The following is a 20634-nucleotide window of genomic DNA, read 5'->3' on the forward strand; positions in this document are numbered from 1 at the left end:
AAGAATTGCTACTTTTGGTGGGCGGTCACCACCATTCCGCTAACGTCGTTGACGCTGATCTAACCAGGTCTGAAGGATCTCGACCGCCGCTGCCTGATCAATAACTGATCGCCCCTCTTTGACACTGATCCCAGCGTCGTGGAGGTTGGATTGGGCCATCACGGTAGTCATGCGTTCGTCGACATATCGAATGGGGACATCAACTCCGTCGCGTTCCAGTCGACGACGGATGCGGAAACCCACATCCTGAGCGTGTTTAACCGATGAGCCGGCGGATCCGTCCAACATCCTTGGCAATCCCACGATGACTTCAACCACCGAGTAGTCGTGCGCGAGCTGAACGATGGAATCAATGTCTTCGCCATCGGGCCCGCGCCTTTTCGTCGTTCGCGCGACGGTAGAGACCGGCGTGGCAAGAATGCCATCGGGATCACTCACAGCAACGCCAATACGAACCGTGCCGACGTCCAACCCCAAGCGACGACCGGGGCCAGGATCATCCTCTCCTGGACGGTCAGGGACAATGTTTTTCACCAATAAATTATCCCTGCTTCTTAAGGTCATCGAGGACGGCATCCAGTGCGTGCGAGATGCCGGTGGCATCACTACCCGAGCCCTGGGCCATATCGGGTTTTCCGCCGCCACGACCGTTGACTGATTGGCCGATGGTTTTCACGAGCGAGTTCGCGTTGATCCCATTACCGGTTGCCTGTTCGTTCGCTGACACGACGAAGGGCACTTTATCGCCAGTAGAACTGATCAAAACGACGACTGCAGGCTCATTGCCTAACCGGTTTCGGACGTCTAGCGCCATCGGACGCAAATCCTTGGCCTCCACGTCCGACACGCTCTCCGCTACCACCGTAACGTTGTTGAGACGCTGAGCATGAGCCACGAACTCGTCCGCCTTAGATTGGAGAGCCTGCTGGTGGGCACGTGCAACAGCACGTTCAGCGTCGTGAAGACGGGCAGCTAACTGGTCAACGCGCTCAGGAACGTCGTCGGCTGGAGCCTTGAGCGACGTCGCCACTGTGGTCAGCGTCGACTGTTGCTGAGCCAGGTAACGGAAGGAGTCCATACCTGTATAGGCTTCGATGCGGCGCGCACCGGATCCCACTGACGATTCGCCTAGAACAGCGATGGGCCCAACCTGTGATGCGTGGTCAACGTGTGTGCCACCGCAGAGTTCCATAGAGAACGGGCCACCAATTTCGACGACGCGAACCCAGTCACCGTAGCTTTGACCGAAAAGCGCCAGAGCCCCCATCTTCTTTGCCTCGTCGAGGGAAGTCTCGATGGTGTTAACGGTGTAGTCGGCGTCCACCGCGGAATTGGCGATGTCCTGAATATCTTTCAGTTGGCCATCGGTAAGTGGGCGGTTGAAATTGAAATCGAACCGCAGGTAGCCAGGCTTGTTCATAGACCCAGCCTGGACCGCTGTTGGCCCCAACACCTGCCGCAGAGCAGCGTGAATCAGGTGCGTACCCGAATGGGCTTGGCGTGCAGCGTGCCGCCACTGGGGGTCAACTTTGCCCTCCACTTTCATCCCGACGGCGATCTCGCCACCGGTTACCTCGGTCTTGTGCACCCACAGTTTCTTACCGATCTTCTGCACATCATTGACCTTCAAGCGGGCACCGGCCGTCGACAGTTCTCCATGATCGGCCATTTGCCCGCCGGACTCTGCATAGAAGGGGGTGCGGTCAAGAATGACGTCGACGTGGTCACCCTCAGTTGCTTTTTCAACGAGCTGACCATTGGACACCATCCCCAGGATGGTTCCCTCATCTTCCAGGGTGTCATAGCCGGTAAAGACCGTCGCATGGTTGTCGACGAAGGGGCGATACACTGACAGGTTCGCGTGTCCGTGTTTCTTCGCACGGTTGTCGGCCTTAGCCCGGGCCTTCTGGTCCTGCATGTGACGATCGAAGGCATCACGATCCAAGGTCAGCCCTTGTTCATTAGCCATTTCTGCAGTCAGATCGACGGGGAAACCGTGCGTATCGTGCAGGATAAAGGCGTCGGAACCGGGGAAAACAGTCTCACCGCGGGCTTTGAGGTCCTCCGCGATGGTTGTGAAGAGCTTTTCACCCGATTCCAGAGTCGCCAAGAATGCGCGTTCCTCGGCTACAGCGGTGGACCGAATGCGCTCCCAGTTGTCTTCGATCTCAGGGTACGACGGGGTCATGGTGCGACGGACGGTTTCCATGAACCGCTCCATGGTTTCGTGCGTCGCGCCCAAAAGACGAGCAGACCGAACGATACGCCGCAGGAGGCGTCGCAAAATGTAGCCGCGTCCCTCGTTACTGGGGGCAACGCCATCGAGAATGAGCATCAATGCGGTACGGCAGTGATCGGCGATAACTCGGAATCGGACATCATCAGCGTGACGTGCCCCGTAGGGAGCTCCCGTCAGTTCTTCGGCAACATCAATAACTGGGCGGAGAAGGTCAGTTTCGTAGACGTTATCAACGCCCTGCAGGATGCAGGCGACTCGCTCGATACCTAAGCCGGTATCAATGTTCTTCTTCGGGAGTGGCCCAAGAATTTCGAAATTCTCTTTGCCGGTCCCCTCGCCGCGCTCTTTTTCCATGAACACAAGGTTCCAGATTTCGATGTAGCGAGTGTCATCGACAACAGGGCCGCCTTCTTTACCGTATTCCGGTCCGCGGTCGTAATAGATTTCGGAGCTGGGGCCACATGGTCCGGGGATTCCCATCGACCAATAGTTATCCGCCATACCCAGCCGCTGGATACGCTCACGCGGAATACCTATCTTGTCGTGCCAAATGTCGCCAGCTTCGTCGTCATCCTGATAGATGGTGACCCACAACCGATCAGGATCAAGGCCGAATCCCCCGTCGTCAACTGAACTGGTGAGCAGCTCCCAGGCGTGGGTAATTGCGCCTTCCTTGAAGTAGTTACCGAAGGAGAAATTGCCCGCCATCTGGAAAAACGTGTTGTGGCGCGTCGTAATGCCGACTTCGTCGATATCCAGTGTGCGCACACATTTCTGGATGGAGGTAGCCGTGTTAAACGGAGGGGTTTGTTGACCCAAGAAGTACGGCTTGAAGGGAACCATTCCCGCGTTAACAAAGAGCAGGTTCGGATCGTCCAGGATCAGCGACGCGCTGGGGACGGACGTGTGCCCAGCTTTAACAAAGTGTTCCGTGAACCGTTCCCTGATCTCGTGTGTGTACACGAACGAACCTCGCTTTATACATGGTGAAGCCCCACAGTCTATCGGCCGGCGTACGTCCCCCATAGGGTGAAAACCACGCAGCGCATGAGCGCCTGATGGTTAACATCCTCGGATGACCGTAGTCCGACAGGTGCGGAGCTGACGTTAACAAAATGGTCGGTAAACACTGTACCGTCTAGCCAACAGAGTACAGCGTGCCGCAGTGCTAAGGACAACGGGCTTCGGACTATACAGAACGGAATAGACCAAGTGCGTTAACCGACGGATCTCTGAGCCGGAATGCCCGCCGGATGTTTGGAGAGTTGTGCTTGGTCTACTTCACGAAGCCCTCCTCGCGGAGCCAATCCCACGCTACCTCAGAAGGTTCATCACCATCCACGTCGACTTTCGCGTTGAGATCTTGAAGAACGTCATTGGTGAGTTTCTGTGCCACTGGTTCAAAAAGGGGTTCTAACTGGGGATACTTCCTGATGAGATCAGTCCGAAATACGGGAGCTACGTTATACTTGGGGAAGAAGTGCTGGTCGTCTTCCAGAGTTCGCAAGTTCAGCGCTTTAATACGACCATCCGTTGTGAAGACTTCACCAAAGTTACACCCCCCACGATCAGTCGCGGAATAAATAGCACCTGTATCCATTAAAGAAATGTTGGACGAAGGCACTGGCGGAATCCCGTACTCCGCGAGCATCGGCTGGAAACCGTCATTACGATTGGCAAATTCAGCCTCTAGACAGAACGTTCGCTCATTCAGGGGAAGATCCTTCATCTGAGAAATCTTCGTGATATTGAGCTGCTTAGCTTTCCCCTGCCGTATTGCTAACCCATACGTATTGTTCATAGGAGCCGGCGGTAACCAGGTTAAGCCGTTCTTTCTGTCAGCATCGCGAACGGCGATGTACTGCTGGTGGCTATCCTCAATTGGATCATCGTGACCGAGATACGAGATCCATCCTGTGCCCGTGTATTCCCACTGCATATCAATATTGCCGCGAAGCATCGCAGATCGAGCACTATTGGATCCTGGAATATTGGTCAGATCGTCAACATGGGCACCCGCAGATTTAAGAAGTGTGACCGCAATTTTCCCCAATACAATTTGCTCAGTGAAGTTTTTGGATCCCACGGCGACATGGGCTCCATCAACAGACTTCCCCTCGACGGGACCCGCTAGCTCACCATTGTGGGTAAAACCTCCCGACGTGCCCAATCCGCACGCAGTTAGCGAACCGATTAAGAACACCGATAACACGGAAGCAACGATCGTGTACGCGGCCCTCCGCACTGAGTAAGTAACGCGCTCACCTTTACCAGGCCTTATTCCGCCGTTCAGGGTTCTTGTGCTGGATGGATGATTACCGAAGTTATGTGAGCGGTTACGTGAGCCGAATCTCATGATATTCCCTTTGGGGTCACTGTTATCTCGACTATTCGGCCGATCCAATCCACAAACAATGCCAACAATGCGACGAGTATTGCTCCAGAAACCAAGACGCGGTAACGGAATAAGACGATTCCGGATTGAATCAGAGCACCGAGCCCACCAGCATCAATAAAGGTGGCGAAGGCCCCGACACCTACTAATAGGACCAATGCAGTGCGAACACCATTAAGAATGACCGAGGACGCCAGAGGAATTTCGATGCGCCACAGTATTTGCCACGGCGTCATTCCCATGCCCCGAGCGCTTTCGATAAGTTCTTTGTCGACGCCCTGGAGTCCGGCGATGGTATTCGCCAATACGGGGAGAAATGCATACAAAGAGAGGGACAAAATAGCGACCGGAGTGCCGAAGCCCAACCACATCGCCAGGAGCACGATCACACCAATAACAGGTGCCGATTGCCCCGCATTACCGATTCCGGTGACGATGGGGACTAAAAACTTCATGCGCTGTCGTGTGAGCACGATCCCCAGAGGCAGGCCCACGGCGAGCACAATAATCGCTGAGATCACGACGATGCGAAGATGCTCCAGAGTTCGACGGCCAATCACTGACCAGGCCAATTGCCGCATTTCCACATCCGTCAGCGTTGTGGTCGTCCGCCATATGAACCAGGCCCCGAACACCACGAGGATAAGGACCGGCGTCCCAAAGACAAGGAGCTTATCCTCCTTAGTCATCTCAAGATTGCGCATCTTGCTGGAGAGCCCACGACGTGATGCGCGATGGGTATTGTGCGATTGCTCTGGTTGAAGGCTTCGTGCCGTGGACAAGTCTTGTTGGTCCGTCACTTTAGACATCGACATCACGTTCCGTGCCCGAGTTCCAGAGGATGGGTTTTGCCTCATGATCCGGTCGTGTTTGCTGGTGGACATACTGATTAACTTTGTCGTAGTTAATAGTGCCGACGTATCGATCGCGATCTGTCACCATTGCGCCACCATGGCTCGAGGAGAGCATGGAATCTAAGGCATTGTTGAGCGTAGATCGGAGGTCCACGACGGTTTGAAGTTTCACCGTTGGCGTCGGGACGTAGTCAAACCGTGAAATACCGTCAAGATAAACCCAGTCTTTAGGCCTTCCGCGTTCGTCGAGAATGACGACAGAATCCTCTCCAGTGCGCATTACCCGTTCGGTAACCTCATCGACTCGATCACCTATGTGGCATATTGGCGGTTGATCGAGTTGCATATCCGATACCCTAAGAAGCGCTAACTGCTTCAAACGAGATCCTGATCCTACGAAATCAACGACAAAATCATTAGCCGGGGATGCCAAAATATTTTGGGGCGTGTCATATTGCTCAACAACCCCACCAACGTTAAAGATAACGATTTTGTCGCCTAGTTTGATTGCTTCATCAATGTCATGGGACACGCAGATGATCGTTTTGTGAAGATCTTCTTGAATAGAAAGAAGCTCATCTTGCAGGTGGTTTCGCGTGATCGGATCCACGGCCCCAAAAGGCTCATCCATCAAGATGACCGGAGGATCAGCGGCAAGACCACGAGCAACCCCCACACGTTGTTGCTGACCTCCCGAGAGTTCCCGCGGGTAACGGTCCCGATAGACCGATGGGTCGAGGCCAACCATGTCTAAAAGCTCGTCCGTTCGAGCGCTGATATCACTCTTTTTCCACTTCAAAAGTCCAGGGACGAGTCCGACGTTGTCCCCTACTGTGAGGTGTGGGAGAAGACTTCCGCCCTGAATAACATAACCAATCTTCCGTCGAAGCTCGGTGGCATTTTTCTTGGTCACATCGTCACCGTCGATAAAAATATGCCCCGACGTCGGTTCAATAAGCCGGTTAATCATTTTGAGAGAAGTGGTTTTCCCACAACCCGACGGCCCGACGAAGATGACGGTATTACCGGCATTAATCGTGAGATCTAAATGCGTGACAGCCGGCGTCTCTTGGCCCGGAAATTTTTTCTGTACGCCGTCGAGCACAATATCGACGCCTGATCGGCCTGAGGTTTCGCCGACAGGGTCTGATCCTTGTCTCGTGTGTCCCGAGTCTTGGATCCGGTGATGATGGGTATTTAATGATGACATTTTTACCTTCTCAAGCCTTGCGGGATGGTGAGCCGGCCGAATCCAATAAGCGCAAAATCAACAATGAGTGCAACGATAACAACGCCGACTGTTCCGACTACCGCGTAGTTCACAGCGTTCGCGCCGCCAATTTGGCTCAATCCGGTGTAGATGTAGCCACCAAGACCAGGCCCTAGTGCATAGGCAGCAATAGCGGCCACTCCCATGGACATTTGAGCCGATACACGAATACCCGTCATAATGACTGGCCAGGCGATAGGTAACTTTACTTTGGTTAAAATTCCAAATGAGCTCATACCTTGCCCGCGGGCAGCTTCAACTAAAGTCGGGCTAACTCCATCTAAACCGACCACAGCATTTCGAAGTATCGGTAACGTGGCATAAAAACACACGACGACGATAGACGGTAAAGTCCCAATTCCGACTATTGGAATTAGCATTCCCAATAGAGCGAACGACGGGATTGTGAGGCCGATAGCAGAAATTGCATTGGCAATAGGCGCTAGTGTGCGAAAAGACGTGACAATAACCGCCAAAATTAAGGCAATAATGGAAGCGATAATCAGCGACTGGATAACGAGGCTTCCATGTTGGTAGCACCGAAAAAGAATGTCTTGCCACCGCGCAGAAATAAATTCCGCCATGCTGTGGTCAACTCCTCGATGGTCACGCCTTCGCAATGGCCATCAATCGTTAGAAGTACGTAGTGACCACTATAGGCCCCAGCAAAGCATTCTGCAGAGTATCGAAAAAGAACAGTAGATGAATTTTTCGTGTGTCGAAAAATTCAACAGTTACGAATTCTTTCCTCTCACAATTTTTTCGATGGCCTCGAGACGCGATTGTAGGGCTCGCTCTTCGCCATGCGCAGTAGGCACGTAATAGTGCTGCTCTACCACCTCATCCGGCGGATATTGCTGCGTAACAACGCCACGAGGGTCATCATGCGGATACACGTAACCCACAGCGCTACCGATACGCTTCGCACCTTCATAGTGGCCATCACGTAAGTGTCTGGGGATAGCTCCAGCCTTCCCCTTCCTGACATCCTTGATCGCTGAGTCAATGGCCACAATCACCGCATTTGATTTCGCAGCGGTAGCAAGGTGGATGGTCGCTTGGGCAAGCGTGATACGCGCTTCAGGCATGCCGATCATCGATACCGCGTGCATCGCCGCGACGGCAGTCTGAAGGGCACTGGGATCCGCCATCCCGATATCTTCACTCGCAAGAATGACGAGCCGGCGCGCTATAAACCGTGGGTCTTCCCCCGCTTCCACCATCCGCGCCAGATAGTGCAAAGCAGCATCAACATCAGATCCACGAATTGACTTAATGAAGGCACTAATCACGTCATAGTGTTGGTCACCATCACGGTCATATTTCACCAGAGCCCGATCAACATTATTGGCGACGATCTCCGGCGTAATGGTCTCGCCATCGTCCAGTGACTGTGCTGACGCCTCCACATAGGTCAGCGCACGTCGGGCGTCGCCGCCTGCCATCGCGACAATCGAGTTCACAGCGTCGTCGTCGATACGAATTCTTCCAGCGAGCCCCCGCTGTGATGAGACAGAGCGGTTAATGACCGTACGTATAGCCTCGTCATCCAAAGGCTCCAACTGAACTAGCAATGACCGTGAGAGCAGTGGCCCGACGACGGCGAAATTGGGGTTCTCAGTGGTCGCAGCAACAAGCAGCACTGTTCGGTTTTCGACGGCCGCGAGAAGTGCATCCTGCTGGGTTTTTGAGAACCTATGGACCTCGTCGATAAAAAGGACGGTCTGAACGCCGTCGATAAGGGCTTGACGTGCTTCTTTGAGGACGCTCCGAATCTCTTTGACTCCAGAACTCAGAGCAGAGAGTACCCGGAAGCGACGCCCCGTCGTGGAGGAAACAAGGGACGCGATCGTCGTTTTACCGGTCCCCGGTGGACCAAAAAGGATCACCGACGAATCCCCCGCCCCCTCAACGAGACGGCGTAATGGCGAACCCTGCCCAAGAACGTGCTCTTGGCCGACGACCTCATCCAAGTTACGCGGCCGCATACGCACTGCTAGAGGCGCCGACGACCCGGGATGAAAATAGTCCGCCGACGAATCCGTTGAAGAAGAGGTGTCGAGCGGGTTGCCGAACAATCCGGATTGACCCGAGTTCGTGTCATCATCCGTCATAAATGGGGTTCCTCATAAGTTACGAGCCGGAGCGCTCCAGATTTCTCACTGCCGTGCAGACCTCTCGGCTGAACGCTGAGACAGCGGGGAATCGGGGATCCTGGCCATGCTCGGCTAAAGCTCCGAGAGCTTCAAACGTCTGAATAATGTCGCGGCGAATGACCAGTTGATCTCGCGTTCGCGCACGACCGTGGAGGATATGCTGTCCCCTAAAGTCAATGGACCGGTCCAGATCCGAATCCTCAGAGTCCTTCGTACCGACGGTTCCACCGGCAGATGTGTTGTCTTCGCCGCTGTCACTGGTGAGCCGCACCTTATCGATCAGCGCGGTGAGCCCTCCAGCTTCCAAGATGGCTAGTGACAGAAGCGACCACCCCACCAGGGCGGTGACTATTCGCGCCCGCAAGCGTTCGTCGTTGAGGACATTGGGCCACATTCCGCTCACTTCGTGACGCCACGCATCAACAAACTTGCGGCTGAGTTCTCCGTTAAGAGCAGTGCCCTCGGCGTATTGAGGGAAGCCGGCGATAACGCACGCAACGTCGAAGGTGACATCGCGGAATCCAGCCCACTCAAAGTCGAGATACGTGATCCTCTGGTTTCCACACAGAATGTTGTCGGGTGAGAGGTCGAAGGGAGTAAAGGCCCTGTGCTGCCCCGACGCCAACCGTCGTGATGAATCGGCAGCAAAGTCTGACACTTCTGCCGGGACAGAAACGCCGAGCTTCCCCACCATGCTTAATCCGTAGTCAATGGCGTCAGTAAGAACACGTCCACGAGCGACGACTAACTCACGGCCGGCTTTTGCGCGGGACATCATGCGACGAAGGAGAGTTGCGAAATCATCTTCGGCCCCAGCGGTCGCACGATGCATGCGTCCCAAGGATGTTCCGAGCCGCCTCACCAGCTTCGCTTTATCGTCGTCAGAGCTGGTGTTCCATACGTCGATCAGATTGTCGACGGAACCAGCGTCTGTGGTGACCATCAACCGCTTATCCAGGTCATATGCCAACATGACCGGACCAGGGCGAGATTCGTTAGCCAGCGAATTGGTGAATTGATAGGCGACGATCTCACGAATGAGTGCTGGATCAGGGCCGCTCAGCGACTCTGGCGGCAGTTGCTTAATGATCACTGTTCGTTCATGCAAGAACGGGTTAGTGGCGACGCGTGCACGCAAGACTAACGCAGACCCTGACCCTCCTAGATCCTCTGGATCGGACAGGTGGGGTTGGCCGCCAAGCCTGTTACCCAATAAGTCAGAGGCTGCGCTCATGACCGCATCAGTGGATAGCACTGTGTGCCACTACTCCTTGTCTACGCCGGGACATTCCCGTTCCATCACGTACAGTAAACCCGCCGAAACGCTGTTCGCATGGAAAATCAGTTCTTCGTTTCTTTCTTCTTCGGTTTAGCGTCGATGCCTGATTCTTTGCGCTGCTCAGGAGTGATGGGCGCTGGTGCATCAGTGAGAGGATCGACGCCACCACCGGACTTCGGGAATGCAATGACATCGCGAATGGACTCAAAGCCACCCAAGAGGGAGACTATACGGTCCCATCCGAAGGCGATACCACCGTGCGGCGGTGCACCGAACTTCATTGCCTCAAGGAGGAATCCGAACTTCTCCTGTGCTTCTTCGTCCGAAATACCCATGACATTGAACACACGCTGCTGCACGTCCGAGCGGTGAATACGGATTGAGCCGCCACCGATCTCGTTTCCGTTGCACACAATGTCGTAGGCGTAGGACAGTGCAGACCCAGGATCTTTATCGAAGGAGTCCATGCACTCTGGCTTCGGGGACGTGAAGGCGTGGTGGACGGCGGTCCATGCGGAGTGCCCTAAGGCCACGTCGCCTTCTGCCGTCGCGTCAGCTGCCGGCTCAAAGAGCGGAGCATCAACAACCCAGGTAAATGCCCAATCGCCTTCCTTGATAAGACCCAGCTTCCGGGCAACTTCACCGCGTGCTGCGCCTAACAAGGCGCGTGATGATTTAGCATCGCCGGCCGCGAAGAAAATGCAGTCGCCAGGCTTAGCTCCGACATGGTCAGCGATACCTTCGCGTTCAGCGTCGGTAATGTTCTTTGCGACAGGGCCGGAGAGTTGGCCGTCGTCGCCAACGAGAATATAAGCCAGCCCTTTGGCGCCTCGCTGCTTTGCCCAGTCCTGCCAGGCGTCCAGCTGACGACGTGGCTGGGAGGCTCCGTCCTCCATCACGATTGCGCCAACGTAGGGGTTCTGGAAGACGCGGAATGTGGTGTTCGCGAAGAACTCCGTGCACTCCACAATCTTGATGTCGAACCGGAGGTCAGGCTTATCCGACCCGTAGTACTTCATGGCGTCGGCGTAGGTCATGCGCGGGATCGGGGTCGGAATGTCGTAACCGATCTCTTTCCAAATGGCGGTGAGGATTTCCTCGGCGACGCTAATGACGTCGTCCTGGTCGACGAAGCTCATCTCGACGTCGAGCTGCGTGAACTCGGGTTGCCGATCAGCGCGGAAATCTTCGTCGCGATAGCAGCGAGCAATCTGGAAATAACGTTCCATACCGCCAACCATCAGCAGCTGCTTAAACAGCTGAGGAGACTGCGGGAGAGCATAGAACGAGCCCGGACGTAGACGAGCGGGAACGAGGAAGTCACGAGCACCCTCCGGCGTCGACCGTGTCAACGTGGGGGTTTCGATTTCGTGGAAGTCGTGCTTCAGGAGCACTGACCGCGCAGCCTGGTTGACGTTCGAGCGGAGAACCAACGCATCATGCTGGGTTTTCCGTCGAAGATCCAGGTAGCGGTATTTGAGGCGAGTTTCCTCACCGACTTCCCCGGACGATGACTGATCGTCAATCTGGAAAGGCAAAGCCTCCGACGAGTTCAGAATGGTCAGCTCATTGACGTTCAACTCGATGGCGCCCGAATCCAAGTTAGGGTTCTCGGAGCCCTCGGGACGAGCGTCGACTACACCCGTCACACGGATGCAGTACTCGCTGCGAAGGTGGTGTGCCTGTGCAGCAACATCAGAATCGCGGAAAACAACCTGCGCCAGACCCGATCGATCGCGTAAGTCAATGAAAATCACGCCACCGTGATCACGACGACGAGCGACCCAGCCACTCAATGTCACGGTCTGGCCTACATGGTGAGAACGAAGTTCACCGGCAAGGTGTGTGCGATGCACAGGGCAGTCCTTCCAAAATATCCTGAGAGATCTATCACTAGAGTGAGGTGATACCACCTATAAACGGTTGTTGGCACACTCGGCCCCTCACTCTACCCGATACTCAATCCTATTTGGCGTCCGGCTCTCTACTTCTGTGCAGCATTTGGCAGAATATGAGATGTGACGTTTAAGAATGATTTTCAGGCCTCGGGCTCGCGCGCTTCCCACGGTGGTGGACGGATCGCTGCAGGTGGTGGCATAGGCTCCATCGTTATAGTCGGCTTATACCTCCTACTTGGTGGAAATCCGGCTGATCTCATTAATAGCAGTGGCGGGGGTGGACATGACCAAGCGAACCGCGAGGAATGTAAATCTGGTGCTGACGCGAACAAATATGATCACTGCCGCGTCGAGTACACAGGCATTTCCCTGGACCGGGTCTGGAGCAGGATTTTGCCCGAACAGGCAAATATCGACTACACCAAGCCGGGCTTAACCCTATTTTCTGGGTCAACCTCGACAGGGTGCGGGCAGGCTAGCTCCTCAACCGGCCCGTTCTACTGTCCGTCAGACTCCACAGCCTATTTTGATACGTCATTCTTCCAACAGCTGAAAGACATGGGCGGCTCCAACGGGCCTTTCGCGCAGGAGTACGTCGTTGCCCATGAATTTGGGCACCATATCCAAAACCTTCAGGGCACGCTGGGATTGAGCGACTACAACAACCCCGGAGAAGACTCCAACGCTGTCAAGATGGAGCTTCAGGCGGATTGCTACGCCGGGATATGGGCAAACCATGCTGCTCAAGGCGATGACGCGATCCTTGAACCACTCAGCGATGACCAAGTCCAGCAAGCAGTGACTACGGCCCAAGCCATTGGCGACGACGCCATCCAGAAACAATCGGGCCAGTCCGTCAACCCAGACCAGTGGACACACGGATCATCGGAAGAGCGTAAAAGTTCTTTCCTCAAGGGGTATAAGAACGGCACGATGAGCGCGTGTAAACAATCGTTTAACGAATAACACGGTGGCTGCTTTTATACCCTCAACTACCGTCGAATACTGTTTATTAATCCTTAGGAGTTCACTATGTCCGTCCGTGTCCCGACCCCGCACTCGTCGGCTGACTCAGATTCACCAGAATCAGATCGCGATAGGTTGGCTCGCGAGCTTGCCATCCTCGTCGACGATTTTAACGGCACGATTACCTTTGACGACGATGTCATCGCTGCGCATTCCCACGACGAGGCTCCTCAACCGACAAGTGGCCGCGCCTTGGCCCTTGTGAGAGCCAGGAGCATCGCCGACGTCCAAGCTGTCGTTCGATTCGCATACGAACACGGCATTCCCGTCGTGCCTCAAGGAGCCCGAACTGGCTTAACCGGAGGGGCTAATGCTAAAGAAAACTGCATTCTGCTCTCAGTGAAGTCGATGGATCGCATCCTCGAAATTAGTGAACTCAACCAGACAGTCACGGTAGAGCCTGGCATTGTTAATCAGGACCTTAAAGGTGCGCTCCGGCCGCACGGGCTACTGTATCCACCCGATCCGGGATCGGTGGGAATGTCCACCATCGGCGGAAATATTGCGACCAATGCGGGTGGAATGTGCTGCGTGAAATATGGCGTTACCCGAGATTTCGTGCGTGAACTCAAGGTTGTCCTTCCCGATGGAACTTTGACTCGAGTCGGCCACAAAACTGCGAAAGGCGTTGCAGGGCTCGAGCTCGCTCAGCTTTTCGTCGGTTCAGAAGGAACCCTCGGAGTTATCGTCGAGGCCACCCTTCGACTGATCCCCCTACCGCCTACTCCCCTAACCGCAGTGGCCACATTCGCCTCGGAGCGCGACGCTGCAGAAACGGTTGCCGCCTACATGGGGGCTGGTTACCGCCCGTCCATGTTTGAGATGCTCGACGGTCTCACCATTTCTATGCTCAATGAGCTCAAGGATTTCGGTCTCGATGAAAATGTCGGCGCGATGCTGATCATGCAGTCTGATTCGACGACGGCGAAGGAAGACACCGAAGAATTCACAACGATTGCGGACAAACACAATGCCATCGACATTGCGTTTTCGGATAATCCCGCAGACAACGATGCTCTTGTTGCGGCTCGACGAATGGTTCATCCGGCCAACGAGCTGTACCAGCGGAATCACGGCGGCGGACAACTGATCGAGGATATATGTATTCCTCGCTCCTCCATGGCGGATTTCTTCGATGGTTTGGCCGCGATTCGGAAAAACACCGGGGTCGTCATCGCGGCCATTGCACATGCCGGCGACGGAAATACGCACCCGGCCTTATTCTTCGACGCCTATGACCAGGAATCCTGCGCTCGTGCCCAAGATGCGTTTGAGCAGATTATCCACCTCGGGTTATCCCTTGGAGGCACCATCACAGGCGAACATGGCGTCGGGGATCTTAAAAGCAAGTGGCTCCCCCATGAATTAGATGAGGGAGCGCAAAACCTGCACCTCGCTATCAAACAGGCGGTTGACCCGGATTCAATCATGAACCCCGGGGGCATGTACCACTATCTACGCCGATAACCGACCACGAACTTCCTGAACGACCTGGTCAAGGGGGACGGCGGTTTGTTCACCTTCGTGTAGGTCCTTGACCTGCACGATGGATTTGGCTAGCTCGTCTTCCCCAATGACCAGGGCAAAACGAGCACCTGCGCGGTCGGCGGCTTTCATCGAGCCTTTGAGCCCACGGTGACCATAGGACATGTCCGCGCGTACTCCGGATTGACGGAGGTCATTAATGATGACGGGCATGCGTCGGTGTGCTTCCTCCCCCATGGCCACGCCGTACACCTCCACTCGGCTCCCGTCGGTCACCGTCTTCTTCTCAGTTTCCAACGCGAGAAGTGCGCGTTCCACACCGAGTCCGAAGCCCACACCAGAAAGGTCGCGGCCACCGAGTTCAGCCATCAGGCCGTCGTAGCGGCCTCCCCCGCCGATACCAGACTGGGCACCGAGGTCATCGTGGACAAATTCGAAGCATGTCTTCGTGTAATAGTCCAGGCCACGCACCATGCGCGGATTGATCGTGTACGGAACCGACAGATCATCCAAAATTCCAGTGACCGTCTCGAAATGCGCGCGAGCCTCGTCGGAAAGATAATCAAGCATGAGCGGTGCGTCGGCCGTCATTTCCTTAACTTCTGGACGCTTGTCATCCAGAACCCGGAGCGGATTAATCTGCGCACGGTGCTGTGTCTCTTCATCCAGTGGTAGCGACGTCAGGAAGGCCTGGAGTTTCTCCCGGTATGCAGGCCGGCAAGTGGAATCCCCCAATGACGTCAACTCCAGCCGGAATCCCATCAGTCCCAACGATGTAAAACACCGATACGCAAGCGCAATGACCTCGGCATCGAGGGCGGGATCATCAACACCAATCGCCTCAACACCGACTTGCTGGAACTGACGATACCGGCCGGCTTGTGGCCGCTCATAGCGGAAGCACGGTCCTGCATACACCAGCTTCGCGGGGAGCTGACCACGATCAAGTCCGTGCTCAATGACTGCCCGCATCACACCAGCTGTACCTTCGGGACGAAGCGTCATCGAACGTCCGCCTCGGTCTTCGAACGTGTACATCTCTTTCGTGACGACGTCGCTGGACTCCCCAACTCCCCGAGCAAAGAGTGAAGTGTCCTCGAAGATCGGAAGCTCAACCGGCTCATACCCAGCTACCGTCGCGCAATGATGGAAAGTCGAGCGAACAGCGTTGAACTCGTGAGAATTCGGCGGAACATAATCAGGAACGCCTTTAGGAGCAGTGAATTTACGTGGCTTCGAGGATGTACTCACGGATTCACACTATAGCGAATGGGGGCAATCAGCTGGCCGACCGACGGCGACCCCGCGTGCTGTAACCGCCCCTCAACGAGATGACACTCGCTATAGGCCGCGGAGAAATGGGCTCTGTTGAAGCTCCTCCTCGATAGAGGTGCTCGGCCCATGTCCAGGGAGAATCACGGTTTCTTGTGGAAGTTTCTTAACGACGTCGGCCAGCGTCGATTTCATGGAATGCGGATTGGAACCGGGCAAATCCGTCCGGCCGATGCCTCCGCGGAAGAGAACGTCGCCTCCGAAACACGTTTCCCCCAGGAAAAGCATGGTCGAACCAGGGGAATGCCCAGGTGCTCCAACGATTGTGAAGGTGCCGACGGCTGTCTCGAGAGTGGTCTGCCCGCCAATAGCGACTTCGGGATAGGTGCCGCTGTGCGGGTCAGTGACGGAGTCATCCATCCACGAAATGTCGTAATGCTCCACACGTTCGGGCTGTTCCATGTGGTCATGATCAAGAATGCGATCAATGTCCCGAAAGGCGCCATCACTGTCTTCGAGCATGAATACATCGGCCTCGTGAAGCCAAACTGGAACTGAAAAACGGTTGGCGATAATTCCCGCATCGCGGCTGTGATCCAGATGCCCGTGCGTCAAATACACTCCAGACACGGTGAGGTCATGGTCATCCATATACGATAAAACGGGTACATGGGCTCCGTGTCCTGGATCAATCACGATGGCCTCGTTGCCACGCGTACATATGTAGCAATTCGTGCTTAAGGCTCCCACTGTGGTCATAGTGATAGTCACGTCGTTAGTCATAAGACCATGGTAGGCATAGTAGGATGTCGGAGCGGGAAACTAGTCGCCGCCTATCACGTGCAATTATTATCACGTGCAACTATGGTTCTGCAGCCCCAACCGTCATTCACAAGACTGATAGAAAGTGATTGTTTGTGAGCACCAACAAAGAAAGGCGCGAGGAAGCCTTCTCAGCGCTAGAGAAAGAGCTGAAAAAGCGTAACCGTGTGGAGAAGGCACGGCCCCTCGGAGTCGTCGTCGCTACTGTCGTCATTCTCGTCGCAGTAGCTGGCGGGATTTATTGGGCAGCAACGTCTGGCGGTGACGACCACGACAACACGGCGGCATCTGCTGATACGACCACGACTGAGCAGAAAAAAAATCAGGATCTTCCAGCCGTAAAAGCGGACTATGGCGATTCGGTAACCTGTGACTACACCAAGGCGGACCAGCCTGATTCGAAACAGGCCGATCTTCCTCAGAGTGACAATGTGCCGGCAAAGGGAACAGTGAACGTCACCTTGCACACGAACCAGGGCGATATTCCGGTTACCATGGATCGTTCCAAGTCTCCGTGTACGGTCAATGCGATTGAGGCTCTCGCTAAACAGGGGTTCTACAACGACACAGTGTGCCATCGGCTCACCACAGAAGGCATTTTTGTCCTTCAGTGCGGTGACCCCTCAGGCACAGGCAAGGGCGGCCCAGGCTTCACGTTCAAGGACGAGTACCCCTCGAACTCTGTGTCCGACAGCGACAAAGAGGGGACCTTTAACTACAAGCGCGGGACTCTCGCGATGGCGAACTCTGGTGAGGACACCAACGGATCTCAGTTCTTCCTTGTTTATAAGGACTCACCACTTCCCCCCAAGTACAACGTGTTCGGTTCGATTTCTGACGACGGTCTGAAAACCATCGACGGTATCGCCGCCAAGGGTGCGAAGCCTCAGGATGAAAGTGGCAATACCGCACCCAATGAGGAAGTCAAGATCACCAGTGCTGCAGTGAGCTAGCACTTAGAGCTCCATCCCGAACGGGCTTCAGAATGCCGGCATCACCCCCGATGCCGGCATTTTTCATATATTCATATAACAGTGCTGCGAGAGGAAAATGCCGCGTGACCGCATCCGATCACTGTGTCACGCCGCAGCACATCCCCCGCTAGTATCCTCGTTCAATCCACTCCTCGAGATGAGGGGCTTCCTCACCGATCGACGTCGCGTCACCGTGCCCCGTGTACACTTCCGTCTGCTCAGGCAGCGTCAGGATACGTGTCTTCAACGAATCGATAATCTTCGGGAATGATGAAAACGATCGTCCAGTCGCGCCGGGCCCACCGGCGAATAAGGTGTCGCCCGAAAGAAGGACATGTGCCTCGGGAAGGTACAAGCAGCACGACCCCGGTGAATGGCCCGGAGTGTTAATAACCGACATCGCGGTGTCGGCGATGCTGAACTGTTCTCCATCTTCGAGTTCCTCGTGAGCGACTCCGGGATGGGTTTGCTCCCACAACATCTGATCACCGGGATGGACGAAGATCCGCGTGTCCAGTTTTTCTGCCAACTCTGGCGCGACCGTGATGTGATCATTGTGCGCGTGGGTGCACACAATGCCCTTCACAGTGCGACCAGCGACGGCGTCGACGATCGGATCGGCCGTGTGGGGGGCGTCGATAATGATGCATTCAGAATCGTCGCCGATGACCCAAATGTTGTTATCGACTTCCCACTCGCCACCATCGAGTGCGAACACACCGTGGGTGACGACTCGGCTAATTTTCAGGCCCGATTCGCTCTGGCCTTCGGTTGTTAGTTTCCAGGAATCCATCGTTATACCACCACCACAGAGCGCAAAACATTGCCCTTCTTCATGGTCTCGAAAGCGTCCTCGACCTCATCGATGTCGACACGCTCGCTGACAAACTTATCCAAGGGGAATTTCCCTTGCTGGAAGAGAGAGACGTACATCGGGAAATCGCGTTCTGGTAGGCAATCTCCGTACCAGGATGGCTTGATGGCTCCTCCGTGGGAGAAGACATCCAGGAAAGGTAGCTCGAGTTTCATGGTCGGTGTTGGAACACCAACGAGAACGACGCGGCCAGCGAGATCACGCATATAGAACGCCTGAGTAAAGGTCTGCGGAACGCCGACAGCGTCGATGGCTACATCGACACCGAAGCCATCCGTGAGGTCCTTGACCGCCTTGACGACGGGTTGCTCTTCGGGGGAGACATCCTCGTCGTCGCCCTTGGAGTCCAACGACGTGGGGTTGATCGTGTGCGTCGCGCCGAACTCCTTGGCTTTTTCTAATTTGTTGTCGGAGACGTCGATAACGATGACCTTCGTCGCGCCGGCTAAGGCTGCACCCGCAACGGCTGCCATACCGACACCGCCAGCGCCGATCACGGCGACGGATTCACCGCGCTTGACCTGCCCCGTATTAACGGCTGCGCCGAGTCCTGCCATGACGCCGCACCCCAACAGGCCTGCGGCGGCGGGATCGACGTCGGGATCAACCTTCGTGCACTGCTTCTCATGGACCAGAGTCTTTTCGGCAAAAGCGCCGATTCCCAGCGCTGGTGTCAGCTCAGTTCCGTCGGTCAGTGTCATGGGCTTCGACGCATTGAACGTATTGAAGCACAAGTGCGGCTCTCCCCGTTTACACGCGCGGCACTCGCCGCACACTGCACGCCAGTTCAAAACGACCGTGTCGCCCTCGGCAACGTGAGTAACTCGTGAACCGATCTGTTCGACGACGGCGGTCGCCTCATGCCCGAGTAAAAACGGGTAATCGTCGTTGATACCGCCATCGCGGTACGCCAAGTCTGTGTGGCACACCCCGCAGGTTTTAATCGATACAATAACGTCGTTATCGCCTGGTTCCGGAATAACGATGTCTGTTAGCTCAACGGGCTCCTTTTTTGCCCGGGAGATAACGCCCTTCACTGTTTGTGATGCTGCAGTCATTAAATATCGCCCTTTCTCATTAATGGACCGTCATCGAGTGTAATGAAGTCTTGTACACTCCGCTGTGTCATAGAAAAAGGAGACCAATCAGGGCTTATGCGATCGAGGCTGCGATTGCTGTTACCAGCAAATACACATTACTAAATATAAATTATTGTCAATAACGCACTATAGTGCCCAATTACAACGTGTGCAGTTACCCCTCTGAAAGAAGTTAAGGAATGCCCGAAGGCCACGTCATTCATCGGCTCGCTTCATCACTGAACCGCGAATTCGCCGGACAGGAAACTGCTGTTAGCTCGCCACAGGGGCGATTCGCGACAGAGGCCGATCAGCTCAACCACACCGTGCTTAAGCACGCCGAAGCGCACGGAAAACACTTGTTCATTGACTTCGAGGCCAATCAAGCGGCACATGTCGTTTATATTCACTTAGGTCTCATTGGAAGCCTTCGTTTCTCAGACCTCGCGGAACCACGAGGCCAGGTTCGTTTACGAATAGCCTCCGACACACGGGCAGCTGATTTACGCGGTCCACAGTGGTGCCGGCTCATCACCGACGAAGAAAAAGACACCGCGATTGGGAAACTCGGGGCTGACCCACTCGACCCACACGCCGATCCCAGCCGCAGCTATCAACGAATCAAACGGTCGTCGAAACCGATTAGTACCTTGCTGATGGATCAGCACATATTCGCAGGCGTCGGAAATATTTACCGCGCCGAAACGCTATTCAGGTTAGGACTTAACCCTGAGCTGCGAGGTAAAGATCTTACCGATGACGACCTCCATGCGATATGGAATGACCTCGTCGAAACGATGACGATGGGGTTCCGGGTCGGGAAAATCGACACCGTTCGGCCAGAACACACGCCTGAGGCCATGGGGCGGGAACCACGCGTCGACGCTCATGGTGGTGAGGTTTATGTTTACCGACGTGCCGGGCTCCCTTGCTACGTCTGCGGAACCACTATTGTCGAGCGCAAGGTCGACGGCAGAAACCTCTTCTGGTGTCCCACCTGCCAGGCGTGAC

At 55.1% G+C, this 20634-nt stretch carries 17 protein-coding genes; 4 read left to right on the forward strand and 13 right to left on the reverse strand.

Annotated features, from left to right (window positions below):
• Positions 1–39: 39 nt before the first annotated feature.
• The 9 genes from ruvX to aspS all read right to left on the reverse strand — a co-directional run bounded on the left by ruvX (position 40) and on the right by aspS (position 12049).
• Positions 40–564, reverse strand: a complete 525-nt coding sequence (gene ruvX, locus CKROP_RS04960; protein ID WP_052292359.1) for a Holliday junction resolvase RuvX — start codon at positions 562–564, stop codon at positions 40–42.
• Positions 542–3202 (reverse strand): alanine--tRNA ligase, encoded by a 2661-nt coding sequence (gene alaS / locus CKROP_RS04965; RefSeq protein WP_012731647.1) that lies wholly within the window; start codon positions 3200–3202, stop codon positions 542–544. The genes ruvX and alaS overlap by 23 nt, the downstream gene beginning before the upstream one ends.
• Positions 3203–3515: 313 nt before the next feature.
• Positions 3516–4484 (reverse strand): glycine betaine ABC transporter substrate-binding protein, encoded by a 969-nt coding sequence (locus CKROP_RS04970; protein WP_237698447.1) that lies wholly within the window; start codon positions 4482–4484, stop codon positions 3516–3518.
• A 107-nt stretch (positions 4485–4591) separates the two neighbouring features.
• Complete coding sequence (locus CKROP_RS04975; RefSeq protein ID WP_012731649.1) at positions 4592–5443, reverse strand: ABC transporter permease; 852 nt, start codon at positions 5441–5443, stop codon at positions 4592–4594.
• A complete protein-coding gene (locus tag CKROP_RS04980) occupies positions 5436–6698 on the reverse strand; it encodes an ABC transporter ATP-binding protein (protein ID WP_012731650.1) in 1263 nt (420 codons plus the stop codon). Before CKROP_RS04980 ends, CKROP_RS04975 begins: the two co-directional genes overlap by 8 nt.
• Before the next feature lie 2 nt (positions 6699–6700).
• Positions 6701–7342, reverse strand: a complete 642-nt coding sequence (locus CKROP_RS04985; protein WP_012731651.1) for an ABC transporter permease — start codon at positions 7340–7342, stop codon at positions 6701–6703.
• Positions 7343–7492: 150 nt separating this feature from the next.
• Positions 7493–8872 carry a replication-associated recombination protein A gene (locus CKROP_RS04990; RefSeq protein WP_012731652.1) on the reverse strand — a complete coding sequence of 460 codons (1380 nt, stop codon included), beginning with the start codon at positions 8870–8872 and terminating at the stop codon, positions 7493–7495.
• A 19-nt stretch (positions 8873–8891) separates the two neighbouring features.
• A complete protein-coding gene (locus tag CKROP_RS04995; protein ID WP_012731653.1) occupies positions 8892–10169 on the reverse strand; it encodes a phosphotransferase family protein in 1278 nt (425 codons plus the stop codon).
• Positions 10170–10255: 86 nt separating this feature from the next.
• Positions 10256–12049, reverse strand: a complete 1794-nt coding sequence (gene aspS, locus CKROP_RS05000; RefSeq protein WP_012731654.1) for an aspartate--tRNA ligase — start codon at positions 12047–12049, stop codon at positions 10256–10258.
• Positions 12050–12211: 162 nt separating this feature from the next.
• Here aspS and ypfJ point away from each other — a divergent pair, with 162 nt between their 5' ends.
• Positions 12212–13057, forward strand: coding sequence for a KPN_02809 family neutral zinc metallopeptidase (gene ypfJ, locus CKROP_RS05005; RefSeq protein WP_012731655.1), 846 nt, complete (start codon positions 12212–12214; stop codon positions 13055–13057).
• A gap of 66 nt (positions 13058–13123) precedes the next feature.
• Entirely contained in the window at positions 13124–14584 is a 1461-nt protein-coding gene (locus tag CKROP_RS05010) for an FAD-binding oxidoreductase (RefSeq protein ID WP_012731656.1), read from the forward strand.
• Here the strand turns inward: CKROP_RS05010 and hisS are convergent.
• Together hisS and CKROP_RS05020 are read right to left on the reverse strand one after the other, a co-directional pair.
• Positions 14573–15853, reverse strand: a complete 1281-nt coding sequence (hisS, locus tag CKROP_RS05015; RefSeq protein WP_012731657.1) for a histidine--tRNA ligase — start codon at positions 15851–15853, stop codon at positions 14573–14575. The genes CKROP_RS05010 and hisS overlap by 12 nt on opposite strands.
• 90 nt (positions 15854–15943) lie before the next feature.
• Positions 15944–16657, reverse strand: a complete 714-nt coding sequence (locus tag CKROP_RS05020; protein WP_081429405.1) for an MBL fold metallo-hydrolase — start codon at positions 16655–16657, stop codon at positions 15944–15946.
• A gap of 134 nt (positions 16658–16791) precedes the next feature.
• On the opposite strand from CKROP_RS05020, the gene CKROP_RS05025 reads away from it, so the two are divergent.
• Positions 16792–17649 carry a peptidylprolyl isomerase gene (locus CKROP_RS05025; RefSeq protein WP_012731659.1) on the forward strand — a complete coding sequence of 286 codons (858 nt, stop codon included), beginning with the start codon at positions 16792–16794 and terminating at the stop codon, positions 17647–17649.
• Between the two features lie 148 nt (positions 17650–17797).
• On the opposite strand, the gene CKROP_RS05030 is transcribed toward CKROP_RS05025, so the two are convergent.
• Complete coding sequence (locus tag CKROP_RS05030; protein ID WP_012731660.1) at positions 17798–18463, reverse strand: MBL fold metallo-hydrolase; 666 nt, start codon at positions 18461–18463, stop codon at positions 17798–17800.
• Between the two features lie 2 nt (positions 18464–18465).
• Positions 18466–19602: an S-(hydroxymethyl)mycothiol dehydrogenase gene (locus CKROP_RS05035; protein ID WP_012731661.1), complete on the reverse strand. Its 1137-nt coding sequence runs from the start codon at positions 19600–19602 to the stop codon at positions 18466–18468.
• A 221-nt stretch (positions 19603–19823) separates the two neighbouring features.
• Here CKROP_RS05035 and CKROP_RS05040 point away from each other — a divergent pair, with 221 nt between their 5' ends.
• Positions 19824–20633 (forward strand): Fpg/Nei family DNA glycosylase, encoded by an 810-nt coding sequence (locus CKROP_RS05040; protein ID WP_012731662.1) that lies wholly within the window; start codon positions 19824–19826, stop codon positions 20631–20633.
• Position 20634: the final 1 nt, after the last annotated feature.

Origin of the sequence: Corynebacterium kroppenstedtii DSM 44385 (genome assembly GCF_000023145.1) — a bacterium.
Taxonomy (GTDB): domain Bacteria; phylum Actinomycetota; class Actinomycetes; order Mycobacteriales; family Mycobacteriaceae; genus Corynebacterium; species Corynebacterium kroppenstedtii.